Raw genomic sequence first — 13,842 nt, forward strand, 5'->3', positions numbered from 1 at the left:
TGTGTTCAGCGGACGCTTACAGTTGACGGCTGTACAGCGCAAACTCAATCGCCTGTTGATGATCTTGTGGTTGCAACAATTGATAATCTAAATTCATGTTCATAGCCAAGAATGATCCGGAATAACTATGGTTTTGTCTTTGATCATGGCTTCATGGAATTCCACATCGTAGACACTTTTTAAAAATTTGGGATCAGTGATTCGTGCTTTGTTATCCGGTCGAATCACTTGATGCTCTCGCATAAAGAACAATTCATCGGCAAATAAAAATGCCAAATTCGGATCATGCATAATCGCAATCACAGTGAAATTCTGTCGTGACAATTGGCGTAATTTTTTCATCAAATAGCTTTGATAATAGACATCTAAATGATTGGTCGGTTCATCCAATAAAATCACTTGTGGTGCTTGCACCAAAATCCGCGCAATCATCACTAATTGCCGTTCACCACCTGACAGTTCGGTATATGGACGCTCTTTCAAGTGCTCAATATCCAAATCAATTAAGGCTTGATCAACGCGTGCCCAATCTTCAGCACTCGGTCGAAAACGACTAAAGGCTGCCCGACCCGTGATCACTACATCTTTCACCAAAAATGGAAATACGGTTTTATGAAATTGTGGTAAAAACCCGAGTAAGGCTGCACGTTCTTTACCTTTAAAGCTTGCAAGTGATCGACCGGCATAACAAACACACCCCTGCTCGATTGGCTCTAAACCTGCCATTAATTTAAACAGTGTCGATTTACCACAGCCATTGCGTCCTAAAATCACTGAAAACTGGTTTTTGGGAAATGCTAAGTCAATATTTTTTAACACCTGTTTATGCCCATAGGCATAGTTCAATTGTTCAATGCGAATCATGCCCAAGCCGTCCGTTGTGTTTTCATTAATAATAGGAAAAATGGTGCTCCCAATAGCATGGTGAAAATTCCAATTGGAATTTCAAAGGTCAACAGTACCCGTGAAAAGTTATCAATCAACAGTAAGAAACTACCGCCCAACAGCATATTGGCCGGAATGCTATAACGATGATCAGGGCCAACTAACATCCGCACGATATGCGGCATAAACAGGCCATACAGACTAATAATGCCTGCGGCCGCTACAGAAGTTGAGGTACATAAGGTCACAAACACAATCAAACACAGTTGTTCCCAACGTGGATTCACCCCCACTGCCTGTGCCTCTTCTGCACCCAAAGCCATTAGGTTTAAACGCCAGCGCATGGCGTATAAACCAGCTAAAGCGATACAAATCGGAATGATTGCATATTGCACTTTTTGCCACGAGGCTTGATGTAGATTACCCATGGTCCATTGCACAATGGCTTGCAGTTTAAATGGATCACTGAGGTACTGAATAATGGTTAAACCTGCCAAAAATAGACCCGATACGATCATCCCTGATAAAATCACCATCACCAGCGAAGTTTGGCTTTCATGTTTTTGTTGGGCAAATAAGTAGGTCAATGCCACAGCACAGACACCAAAAATAAATGCGGATAAATTCGGCGAAAGCCAACTTAAAGTCAGTGCTAAGGCGGCACCAAAAGCTGCACCTGAGGAAATCCCTAAAACATACGAATCGACTAATGGATTTCTAAATAAAGCTTGTAAACCATTCCCCGCAGTGGCTAAGGCTGCACCGACCATAAAGGTCAGTAAAATACGTGGCATACGGACATTGACTAGAATGTTTTGCATCAATAGAAATTGTTCCGCATCGTAATAAGGTGTACCAAATAAAAATTGCACACACCACAGCACATAATCCCATGCATTTAGACTTTGGCTCGGTCCAATTAAGAGCGATAAAAAAATCAGGAGCAATGGCACTGGATAAAACCAGGTATATTTTAAGGATTGCAGTGTCATTACATCAGCTCCTTTGCCAAACTTGCGCCATACAGCTTGCTTAATACTCTCAGTTTCAATGTATCTACAGGTAAGTCCGATTGTTCTGGATAAATACTGTGATTAAGATGAATAGCGGTCACAATAATTTTGATGGTATGTGGGTTATAAATAAATGCAGGCGTTAAATTAAAAACCTTTTGTTGTTTGACTGCGTTTAAACCTTTTAATTCTTCACGCTGATAAATCAGTTCTGGATTAGTATTCCACAGCACAATATTGTCCGGATTCCATTCAATCAGCGTTTCTGGATTCACATTCGGTTGATTGGTCTCAGTTTCAACAATGTTGTATGCCCCTGCCAATTCAATAAAATCATTGGTGATGGATTTACGCCCCGAAGTGGAATAAACCCGCCCCCCTGACCAAGCATAGTAAATCGATTGTCGCTCAGGCTGTCTTGAGGTTTTCTCAGCCACTTCTGCCACAATGTTATCGGCAAACTGTAAAATCTCCTGCGACCGTTGTTCTGCACCGGTCAGTACGGCAATTTCAGCAAGTTCTTCTTTAACTTGTTTAAATGTTCCCGATTCCATTACATACACCGCAATGCCAAACTGCCTCAATAATTCAATGGTTTGGGTTTGCCCACTGACCAAGACTACCAAGTCAGGCTTCAGTGCCATTAAGCTTTCAATATTGGTGGCATTAGAGCCTTGTGAGGGTGTCGCAAGTTGTTTCTGGGCAATGCGGGCATCCATTTTGGAATAGGCATCAAACAACAAAGGTTGAAGATAAATTTCTGCAGGAATACCGACCACTTTCGGCCCTTGTCCCAACATATATAAACCATCTAAGCCCGACTCAAATAGCGAAACAATACGCTGTGCAGGTTGATCAACACAGACCTTTGTCGCTGAACTGTCTACAACGCAACGTTGATTGGCTGAGGCGGATACAACATTATCTTGTGGTGGTTTTGGAGACTGACAACCCATCAATACACTTGTCACCATCCCCAAAATAAAGATATGGCTGCGCATTAGAATGCCCATTGCACAGACATTGATGCCTTGATTGGCTCACCCGTCTGCACCCATAAATGGCTGTAACTCGAACGGTAATAGTGTTCATTAAATAGGTTGTGAATATTCAACTGATAACGCAGTTGTGGATTGGCTTGGTAATAAGCGCCAACATCCACCACCTGATAGGCTGGTAAACGGAAACCATTCATGACATTGCTTGGACTGTCGCCACTGCGTGAGCCGACATAACTGAGATTCGCCATCAGGCCTGCATTTTGCCAAGGGTCATACGCTACATTTAGATTGGCAGAATGTTCTGGTACATTAGTCAGAGGCGCACCACTCGAAATCAGCTCATCCTTATTTACCTCAGCATTGACCCATGCGTAATTAGCAGAAAGCTTAAGTTGATCATGCAATTGAACGCTCAGATCGAATTCAATCCCACGGCTTGAAATTTCACCTACCGCCGCCTCATAGTTAGGATCGATAGCATCGGTCATCAACACATTGTTTTTACGCATATCAAACCACGCCAAGCTCAAAGCATCGTTATCTGACCATTGCCATTTGGCACCCACTTCATAGCTTTTGGCTGTTTCAGGTTCAAAGGTTTCTAAAGTTCGACTCATGCCATTGTTCATGGAAAAGGCTTCACCATAATTGGCATAGAGAGACCATGTTGCACTTGGACGGTAGTTAATCCCGATGCGTGGGCTCAATTGCGCATGCGTGGTTTGATCCTCTAAGCCTTTCATGTGATTCTGAAAATCTTGCTCAACACGATCCCAACGTAATCCCATGAGTAGATTCCATTGATCATTGAAGAACATTTGGTCTTGAACATTTACCGCAACATAACGCTGGTTCTCATCACTGTTGGTATGCAGTGGCATATCAGGACTAAACTGCCCATAGACTGGACGATAAATATCGATCCAATTCGGGTTGCTCGCAGAATGATTCAGACGGTACTGCTGTTGCATAAAGTGAAAACGACCCGCTTCAAGACCAAGGACCAACTCATGTACCAAAGCTTGCGTTTCGAACTGTCCTAAAGCCTCGACCTGCGCCATCACATCTTCGGTCTGATAGTCACGATAGCGACGTTGGCGTTCTAAAGTGCGTAAATCGGCTTGAATCTTACGTGGTTCAGTGGAAAAACCGACCATTTGTGCATCTTTATAACTGAGTGCACCATTCATTTTCCAAGTATCATTGAAGCGATGTGCTAAACGCAGTTGATATAAATTGTCTTTGACACGCATATCACCATCATGCGGTTCACCGGTGAAGGTGTGCTTGTCCATGGTGATTTGATTATTGACCGCAGTCAGCCCACGATCAAAGGTGCCAAGATGCTGACTAAATTCAGTATCCAGATCAAGTTGTGTGTCTGGTGAGATTTTCCAAGTGAGTTGTGGTGCAACAAATAACCGTTCTGAGCTAACATGATCACGGAAGGATTGATTATCCTCTACGGCAATTCCTAAGCGATACGCCACTTGTTCAGTAATCGGTGCAGTATGTTCAGCACTAATGCGATATTCTTCTTGACTTGAAGCACGTAGATTAAGTGCTGTTGCACTTTGCCAGCTTGGTTTTTTTGTGGTGACGTTTAATGCACCGCCAATTTCACCCCTTCCATAGAGAGCCGCATTTGGCCCCTTTAAAAAATCCAAAGATGCAATATTGACCATATCACGTGGTGCAGATATGCCACGGTTCACACTTAGGCCATTGCGGATATATTCCACGCCTGTATTTGGATTACCTTCAAAACCACGGAATGAATAATTATCCCAAAAACCACCGCCATAGCTATTATTGTTCGATACCCCACTGACCAAATTCAATGCTTGATCAATCCGTTGAATATCCTGCTGTTTTAAAATGTCTTCAGCTAAATGTGTTTTATTAAATGGGATATCCAATAATTCATGCTGAAATTTAGTGATTGATTTGGATGAGGATTCTGATTCGGTTGTGCCCGTTGCAGTCACGGTGATGGTATCTAAACGATTCACCTCATCAGCCATCACTAACGTACTCACGCCAACACCACTCATCAATACAACTAAACGCAAACTCACTACAATCACCCTCGGCTTTATGCACAAAAAAAATGCATAAATAAAATTAGAATACTTTTGGTGCATTATTCATTTGATTTGTGCACCAAATATAAGCATATATATTCAAATAAGCATCAGCTTAGAGTTGAATACACTCTTGTATACAAGATGGTGGTATTACAGGCAAAAAAAATGCCAACTTTGGGAATTGGCATTCAAATTCATCTATTTATAAGTTTTAATTAAAGATTAGAAATCATATGCAAGGTAATATTTTTTACATCTTCGATACTATGCAGCACATGATGTTCAGCGAGATGAATTGCACCCTCAGCATCACGATTTAGAATACGTCGTAAAATTGCCCCGTGATCTTCATAGGCATGTTGAATATCAAATTCACGCATGGCACCCAAACTCAGTACAATTCGAATCTTCTCGCTGATCTCGTGATGGATCTTCGCAATTTGGTTGTTCCCTGCAGCCCGCACTAAAGCACAGTGAAAATCTTCACTTTGTAATACCAATTCTTTAATGTTCTGATTATAGGCTCTTGGTTCGACCAACCAGAGTTGTTTGAGCTTTTGTAGTTCTAACGACTGTTCATGATCCAGCATACATAAGCGTTTGACTGCCTCTTTTTCCAAGATCATGCGTAAATCAAACAACTCTTGATAGAAATTAAAGTCTAAGGGTTTAATTTCCCAACCACTGCGAAAATGCACATTCACATAACCTTCTTGCTCTAAACGATAGAGGACTTGACGAATAGGTGTGCGACTCACTTGATATTTTTCAGCAATATCCGTTTCAGTGAAGCGTTGTCCTGGTTTAAGTTGAAAACTAAAAATATCGTCTTTGATTTGTTGGTAAATGATATTGGCTAAGTTTGTGGAGCCTGATTTTGCGATCGTTGTCGCCATCCGTGATTCTCTTCGTATATCTTTTTAATACAGAAATTATAAGGGTATAAAGAGTATTTTAGTGAAGTTGCATAAATAAAATAGATTCTGTAGACATTTCCTATTCGTAAATAAACCGGCTTTGTTGCATAAAGACTTAAAATAGAATTTTCGTAAATTACTTAAATTTAAGTGACAACTTGGGTGTGAGGTCGGCCTAATTCTGTAAACTTATTTAAGACATGAGTAGTACTACTGCGCAAGGTGCATAAATCTATTGGGCTTGACTATAAAATTTCTAGCATTGAGTTTATCTACCAATAGGAATCGTTTAGCTATATGTATTCTAAAATGGTCAAAATTCACAAGTTCATGAATCAAGTTTTTTACATTCAAATAAATTATCTTGTAATTCATTGGTCATTAATGAAATATTAACTATTTAATTGATGAACTAGACTTTAGGTAAACATAAGTTAAGTAGACGAATTTCGGTATTAAATTCATTAATATTGATATAAATTAAATTATACATTATGTGTTGTCAATTTCTTCTTAAAAAATAGAGTTTTCCAATCACTATTATGAGAATGAGTTTGTAAATACAGACTCATTTCCTATCGCTATAAATATTAAAAATAGCTACATAGAGTTTATCTCTAGCTTATTCAAATTTGTCTTTGAAATTAGGCGTTACTACGGATGAACAATAATTTTTACAGCAGACTCATTATTATGAATCAATGTTTCAAAGCCTTTAGAAACAAGATCATCTAATGCAATACGTTGGGTAATAAAAGGTTCCAGATTAATCTTACCTTGCTCGACTAAACGGATGGTTTCCTGATGGTCATTGACATAAGCAATCGTGCCACGAATATCGAGCTCTTTCATGACCACACTATGCACATTAATTGTGGCAGGATGGCTCCAAATAGAAACAATGACGACTACCCCTGTTGGTTTTATCGCCGTCACCAGTGTATCCATGACTTTATTAACACTACTACATTCAAAAGCGACATCAACACCGTGGTCTTCCGTAATTTTCATTACTTCGGCAACTACATCAACTTGTGATGGGTCTAGTACATAATCTGCAACGCCCGCTTCTATCGCTTTTTCTTTACGTTTTGCACTCAGTTCAGTGATGATCACCGTGAGACCTTTAGCCTTTAAAATGGCTGATAAGAGTAAACCTATTGGGCCTGCTCCACCAACCAGTGCGATATCACCAGCTTTTGCACCACTTCGTACATAGGCATGATGACCAACGGACAAAGGTTCTATCAATGCTGCTTGGTCTAAGGGAATATCATTTGAGATAGGATGTACCCAACGGCGCTGAACCGCAATTTTTTCAGAAAGACCGCCGCCGCGTCCGCCTAAACCAATAAAGTTCATATTTTCTGATAAATGATATTTATCATTCGGCCCAGTCGGTACATCATCCGCAATAATGTAGGGTTCAACTACGACATGTTGCCCAATTTGAATATCATCTACTCCCTCACCAACTGCATAAACTACGCCTGAAAATTCATGTCCCATTGTTACAGGTGCAGATTCTCCTGAAATTGGATGTGGATGACCACAAGGTGGAATAAAAATAGGGCCTTCCATGAATTCATGTAAATCTGTACCGCAAATACCGCACCATGCAACTTGAATTCCAACTGTGCCTGGAACTACTTTCGGTTCAGGAATATCTTCAATCCGAATATCCCCTCGGTCATAAAAACGAGCTGCTTTCATTATGTATTCCTTATGTTGATATTAACGGTACACCATTCCACCATCTGTCAAAATAGACTGCCCTGTAATGTAGTTTGCATCCTCGCTGGCTAAAAATGCAACTAATGCAGCCACGTCATCTGGTGTTTCAGCACGTCCTAAAGCAATACCATCTACATATTTTTTATACGTTTGACCAACTGGTGCGCCTGTAATTTCAGAGAAACGCTGATCTATTTCGACCCACATATCTGTACCAACAACACCCGGACAATAACTATTTACAGTAATGTCAGCACTGGCATATTCTTTAGCTGCAGCTTGTGTCAATGCACGAACTGCAAATTTAGTTGCTGAATAAACACCGAGGAGAGCAAAACCCTCATGACCTGCGATTGAGCAGGCATTAATAATTTTTCCAGCCTGTTGGCGTTGTTTAAATTTATTTGCTGCGGCTTGAATCCCCCAAAGTACACCACCGACATTGATGTTCATGATTTGGTTAAATTCACTCGGCGTTACTTCTGCCAACGCTTTAACTTGTGCAATCCCTGCATTATTGATCATGATATCAAAGCCATTAAGTGTCGATTCTGCATGATCAATTGCATGACTGACTTGTATTGGATCTGAAATATCTGCAATAAATGTGGTGGCTTTTACGCCAAAGGCTTCGATCTCTTGTTGAACAGTATTTAACTTTTCTTGATGAAGATCGACCAATGCAATATGAACACCTTCTTGTGCCAAACGTAAGGCAATACCACGTCCAATTCCTTGTGCTGCACCCGTAATTAATGCAACTTTATTGTTTAAACCTCTAGGCATGTTGCGATTCCTTAAATATGAATTGCACGTTGCATTGCCGACAATACCGACTCATGCATCGCCTCAGATAAAGTAGGATGAGGGAAAATGACCTGTGCTAAGCTTTCATCCGTAGCTTCTAGGTATTTTGCTATAGCAAAACCTTGAATGTGTTCGGTGACTTCATGTCCAACCATGTGAGCACCCAACAATTCACCCGTTTCCTGACTAAAAATGGTTTTAACAAATCCTGCGCTATTGCCCAAAGCTAATGCTTTACCATTGGCTTGTAAGGGAAACTTACCCACATTGATATTCAAGCCCGCAGCTTTCGCTTTCTGTTCTGTCAAACCAATACTGGCCACTTGCGGATGGGTAAAGATACAGCCCGGAATTTGTGTACGATCTAAAGCATGTACATGACTTAGGCCTGCAATTTTCTCCACACAAAGAATGGCTTCATGACTGGCTTTGTGTGCCAAACACGGTGCGCCTGCGACATCACCAATTGCATAAATGCCCACGACATTGGTTTTACACCATGAGTCAACTTTGATAAAACCATTTTCAAATTCAACACCCAAATCGTCTAGGCCAAGATTTTCCGCATTCGGTTTCACGCCAATAGCTGAAAGCACCTTTTCAACAGTAATGATTTGTACACCTGTGGCAGTTTCAATATGACAATGTACTTGAGCCTGATCAGTTTCTATTTTTTTTACCGTTGCTTCAGTTAAAACCTGCATACCCTGCTGTTCAAATTGCTTTTGTACATACTTCGCAACTTCAATGTCTTCGCTAGGAAGAATCTGCTTTGCAATATCAACCAAGGTGACTTGGCAGCCTAAGTCTTGGTATAGGCTTGCAAACTCACTGCCTATAGCACCCGAACCAATGACCAGTAAAGATTTTGGTAATTGTTCTGGAACTAAAGCCTCTTTATAACTCCAGACCTGATGGCCATCTACAGGAATATGAGGCAAATTGGCCGCACGTGCACCTGTTGCGACAATAATATGCGGTGCAGAAATCTGCTGTTTTTGACCATTCGCATCTGTAAGCTCTAATTGCTCTTTGGCAATAAACTGGGCTGCTGCGTTAAAAACAGTGATTTGATTTTTTTTCAATAATTGACCGATACCTTGCACCAGTTGCTCAGAAACCTGTCTGCTATGATGGACCAGTTTTTGAATATCAAAACCAATCGCGTTAAGCGTAAAGCCAAACTGCCCTGCATGTTTGAACTGCTGCGCAAGCACAGCCCCGCTCAATAATGCCTTGGTTGGAATACATCCCCAATTAAGACATACTCCACCTAAGTGTTGTTTTTCAACGATTGCCGTTTTTAATCCCAGTTGCGCTGCGCGAATCGCAGCGACATATCCTCCAGGACCAGCACCAATAACCACAAGATCAAATTGTGTATCTGACATGACTATTCCTCCTACACCAAAATTAATGCAGGATTTTCGACAAACTGCTTAAATGCCGATAAGAATTGAGCACCCAACGCACCATCAATGACACGATGATCACAAGACAATGTTGCGGTCACCATTTCACGAACAACAATCTCATCATTTTCAACGACAGCACGTTTCTCTGCTATACCTAAGGCCAGAATTGCACCTTGAGGTGGGTTAATAATGGCATCAAATTGTTGAATACCCAGCATTCCCAAATTGGAAATACTGAAACTACCGCCTTGAAACTCATCAGGTGCTAATTTTCCAGTTTTGGCACGTGTTGCCAGATCACGCATATCATTGGAAATTTGCGCCAAAGATTTACGGTTCGCTGCTTTAATGATTGGTGTGATCAGTCCATTTTCGATGGCCACAGCAACCGAAATATCAGCTTGTTCAAACTGTAAAATCTGCTGATTCTCTTCATCAAACTGAACATTAACTTGTGGAACTTTAATCAGTGCAGCAGCAGCAGCTTTAATCAGCATATCGTTAATGGACAGTTTGACTTGCGGTACAGTACTGTTAATTTGCTGACGCAAAGCCTGAACCGACTCAACATTTAAGTCTATCGTTAAGCGAAAATGTGGTGCATTGCGTTTTGCCGCTTGTAGCCGTGCAGCGATTGCTTTACGCATACCATTCATAGCTACGGTGGTGAATTTTGCTGACTCTGTTGGATGCGCGTACTCAGTATGTTGAGCTTGTACAGGGTTTTCACGTTGATATACAGCTTCAACATCTTCCTTACAGACTCGTCCACGTGAACCCGATGCACGACAATCATGCAAATTAATACCCCATTGTTTTGCCAAACGGCGAGCAACAGGTGTTGCTAGAACATCACTATCATCTGCTTTAGATTTCGCGGCTTTCGTGCTGGCTTGATGACGTACATCTGGCCAAGAACCACCAGCAGCTTGAACTGCGGCCTGAATATCTTGAACACTGATACGGCCTTCACGTCCAGAACCTGTAATCTGAGCCAAGTTTACATTATGCTTTTCAGCCAATTTCAAGGCATGTGGCGTTGCAAAAATATCATCGCTTTGTTGGTAGCCTTGTAACTCATCAGGAATAGAATATCCGCCCTGAGTCACCGCTTTTGATCCATTACCAACACTGTTCTGTTTAGGAGCAGCTTGTACTTTGGTTTCAACTTGAGCCACATCGACTTTTTCAGGAACCGCTGCTACCGCTTTATTTTCAGTTACAGCAGGTGTTCCACCTAAAGACTGTGCAAATGCTTCAACTTCTGCATCAGAAACTTGAGCGTCTGCACAGATTGCAATGATTCCACCTACGACCAGTGTGTCACCATCGTTAGCAATAATTTTTCGTAGCAGGCCATCAAAAGGTGCTTCCAATACATTGACGATTTTTGTGGTTTCAATTTCACAAATTTCCTGTCCTTTACTAAATTGGGTACCTTCCTGAATCAGCCATTGGGCAATCGTACCCTCTTCCATGGACAAACCCCATTTTGGGATTTCTAAAGTTTTAATTTCGCTCATCCTAAGCCTCCAACGTCTTGCGTACAGCCTGTTCGATGCGTTCTACACTAGGTAACCATTCTTTTTCTAGTACTGGTGAAAATGGTACGGGTGAGTGTGGTGGAGTGACTAATTCGATTGGTGCTTTAAGATAATGAAAGCCTTTCTGGGCAATAAGCGCAGCCACATCATGTCCGAAACCACAACGTGCTGCTGATTCATCTACAATCACCACACGACCTGTTGAAGCTACTGACTCTAAAATGCCATCTTCGTCTAATGGTGAAATGGTTCTAGGGTCAACCACTTCAACCGAAATGCCTTCTTTTGCGAGCTTATCAGCGACTTCATTGGCACGATGCACCATCAAACTTAAGGCAATAATGGTGATATCTGTGCCTTCACGGGTGTAATTTGCGACACCAAAAGGAATAGTGTAGGACTCATCTGGCACTTCGCCCTTAATGTCGTACAACAACTTGTGTTCACAAAAGACTACTGGGTCGTCATCTCGAATGGCTTGAATCAATAACCCTTTTACATCATAGGCACTTGAAGGTACCACCACTTTTAAACCAGGCACTGAGGCAAACACGTTATATGGTGACTGAGAATGCTGCGCTGCTGCGGAAAAACCTGCACCAATCATGCCACGTACAACGAGTGGCGCTTTGGCTTTGCCGCCAAACATGTAGCGAAATTTAGCTGCTTGGTTATACAGCATGTCATAACACACGCCGTAAAAATCCATAAACATTAAATCTGCCACAGGTCTTAAACCCGTTGCAGCAGCACCTGCCGCCATACCAATAATCGCTGATTCTGTAATTGGAGTATCAATTACTCGTTCAGAACCAAATTCAGTCCATAAGCCTTTGGTTACACCAAGTACACCGCCAAAACCTTCCAGTTTATTGTCATCGGTATTTTTGCCACCATGCCCACCACGAACATCTTCACCGACCACAATGACACTTGGGTCTCGGCGCATTTCTAATTCAATTGCTTCTTTAATTGCGTTTCGATAACTTTTATTTGGCATTGTTCTACTATTCCTTTAGTAAGAGACGTAAACATCAGTAAGTAACTGAGAGGCTTCTGGGTACTTAGCTGCGCGTGCTTTTGCAACAGCATCGTCTACATTGGCTTTAGACTGAGCGTCAATCGCATCGAGCTTGGCTTCGTCAATTTTGTCTTTGACTTTTTCGCGGAATATTTTCAATGGATCCTTATGTTCTTTGACATAATCCAGTTCTTCTTTAGAACGGATAAGCCCTGGATCACCTTCAAAATGTCCATAAAATCGGTTGGTTACCGTTTCAATCACACTCGGACCTTCACCACGGCGGGCACGTTCAATAGCCTTTTGTGCAACTTCATACACAGCAAAAAAATCTGTTCCATCTACTTTTTCAGCGGGTAAGCCAAAACCTGCTGCTCGGCCTGCAATATCTTTACTGCCTACGGCATAATCATGTGCAGTACCTTCACCAAAACCGTTATTTTCAAAAACAAAAATGACAGGAAGCTTTAACACAACAGCCATATTAATGGCTTCAAAAGTTAAGCCCTGATTTGAACCGCCATCACCGGTAAAAGATAGACCAATCCCACCATTTTTGAGTGTTTTAGCACTTAAAGCTGCCCCAATAGCCAAAGGTGGACCACCACCCACAATACCGTTTGCACCGAGCATGCCTTTATCTAAGTCCGCAATGTGCATTGAGCCACCTTTACCACGACACAAACCATCATCTTTGCCAAAAATTTCTAGCATCATGGCGTGAATGTCACAGCCCTTTGCAATACAATGTCCGTGACCACGATGTGTTGAGGTAATGAAGTCCTTAATGGATGAAACCTGGGATATCACCTGTATTGTTTTCATCGTGAAGTCGATCCTCAAATTCACGAATGTCGCGCATTCTTTTGTATGCTGCTAGCAATTGCTCTTCCGTTAATTGCATATATTTATTCCTTATTAACTACGCTTAAAAGAAAATCCCAAATTGAATAACTGGATTTTTAAATCGTATATTTATATAAGAATATTTTTATTTAATTTCATATTAGACTAAAAAAATATAATGCATAAAAACATAAGATAAACATTAAAAACAGTGGTTTATAATATTAAAAAATTTGTAAATTTTTTAATATTATTCAGCTATATACAAAAACAAACCTTTAACCAACCTTTGTTTTATATGATAAGTTTTTTGCCCTGTTTTAATATTATTAACGCATTTAAAGCAGCTTATTTAATATCAGGCTCAATATTAATTATTTTAAACGACGGAGTGTTTGAAATGGATTTAAATAACCCAGTATTAACTGGAAAGAAGCTACGTGGCGCTAAAAAAATGGCGCGTATTCCAATTAAAGTTGTTCCAACGGAAACGATACCGAAAAAGCCAGAATGGATCCGGACTAAAATTAGTCAACCTGAGGAAGTCCAAATCATTAGATCTCTTGCGAAAG

The 13,842-nt window shown here is 41.0% G+C and carries 10 protein-coding genes and 2 pseudogenes; 1 reads left to right on the forward strand and 11 read right to left on the reverse strand.

Translation table 11 applies throughout. From position 1 onward, the window contains the following. Positions 1 to 99: 99 nt before the first annotated feature. The 11 genes and pseudogenes from B3Q46_RS11555 to B3Q46_RS11605 all read right to left on the reverse strand — a co-directional run bounded on the left by B3Q46_RS11555 (position 100) and on the right by B3Q46_RS11605 (position 13,328). Positions 100 to 864, reverse strand: a complete 765-nt coding sequence (locus B3Q46_RS11555) for an ABC transporter ATP-binding protein (protein ID WP_004812169.1) — start codon at positions 862 to 864, stop codon at positions 100 to 102. Next, complete coding sequence (locus B3Q46_RS11560) at positions 861 to 1,871, reverse strand: FecCD family ABC transporter permease (protein ID WP_104427083.1); 1,011 nt, start codon at positions 1,869 to 1,871, stop codon at positions 861 to 863. Before B3Q46_RS11560 ends, B3Q46_RS11555 begins: the two co-directional genes overlap by 4 nt. 5 nt (positions 1,872 to 1,876) lie before the next feature. Then, positions 1,877 to 2,872, reverse strand: coding sequence for an ABC transporter substrate-binding protein (locus B3Q46_RS11565; protein WP_414631443.1), 996 nt, complete (start codon positions 2,870 to 2,872; stop codon positions 1,877 to 1,879). Between the two features lie 26 nt (positions 2,873 to 2,898). Then, the gene (locus B3Q46_RS11570) at positions 2,899 to 4,953 is read right to left on the reverse strand and encodes a TonB-dependent receptor (RefSeq protein ID WP_286715858.1); all 2,055 of its coding nucleotides are present in this window, start codon (positions 4,951 to 4,953) and stop codon (positions 2,899 to 2,901) included. Between the two features lie 248 nt (positions 4,954 to 5,201). Further along, the gene (locus tag B3Q46_RS11575) at positions 5,202 to 5,882 is read right to left on the reverse strand and encodes a GntR family transcriptional regulator (RefSeq protein ID WP_004812178.1); all 681 of its coding nucleotides are present in this window, start codon (positions 5,880 to 5,882) and stop codon (positions 5,202 to 5,204) included. Positions 5,883 to 6,557: 675 nt separating this feature from the next. Then, entirely contained in the window at positions 6,558 to 7,616 is a 1,059-nt protein-coding gene (locus B3Q46_RS11580; protein WP_286715835.1) for a 2,3-butanediol dehydrogenase, read from the reverse strand. Between the two features lie 21 nt (positions 7,617 to 7,637). After that, positions 7,638 to 8,423, reverse strand: coding sequence for an acetoin reductase (locus B3Q46_RS11585; protein WP_286715838.1), 786 nt, complete (start codon positions 8,421 to 8,423; stop codon positions 7,638 to 7,640). A gap of 11 nt (positions 8,424 to 8,434) precedes the next feature. After that, positions 8,435 to 9,835, reverse strand: coding sequence for a dihydrolipoyl dehydrogenase (lpdA, locus tag B3Q46_RS11590; RefSeq protein ID WP_286715841.1), 1,401 nt, complete (start codon positions 9,833 to 9,835; stop codon positions 8,435 to 8,437). An 11-nt stretch (positions 9,836 to 9,846) separates the two neighbouring features. Beyond that, positions 9,847 to 11,382, reverse strand: a complete 1,536-nt coding sequence (locus tag B3Q46_RS11595) for a 2-oxo acid dehydrogenase subunit E2 (protein WP_286715844.1) — start codon at positions 11,380 to 11,382, stop codon at positions 9,847 to 9,849. A gap of 1 nt (position 11,383) precedes the next feature. Further along, on the reverse strand, positions 11,384 to 12,403 hold the full coding sequence (locus tag B3Q46_RS11600) for an alpha-ketoacid dehydrogenase subunit beta (protein WP_048881927.1): 1,020 nt from the start codon (positions 12,401 to 12,403) through the stop codon (positions 11,384 to 11,386). 15 nt (positions 12,404 to 12,418) lie between these two features. Then, positions 12,419 to 13,328 (reverse strand): annotated as a pseudogene (locus B3Q46_RS11605) (thiamine pyrophosphate-dependent dehydrogenase E1 component subunit alpha). A gap of 153 nt (positions 13,329 to 13,481) precedes the next feature. On the opposite strand from B3Q46_RS11605, the pseudogene B3Q46_RS11610 reads away from it, so the two are divergent. Further along, positions 13,482 to 13,842, forward strand: a pseudogene (locus tag B3Q46_RS11610) (hypothetical protein); the annotation flags it as partial.

The sequence above is a fragment of the Acinetobacter sp. UBA2581 genome, assembly GCF_002339435.1.
Classification (GTDB): Bacteria; Pseudomonadota; Gammaproteobacteria; order Pseudomonadales; family Moraxellaceae; genus Acinetobacter; species Acinetobacter variabilis.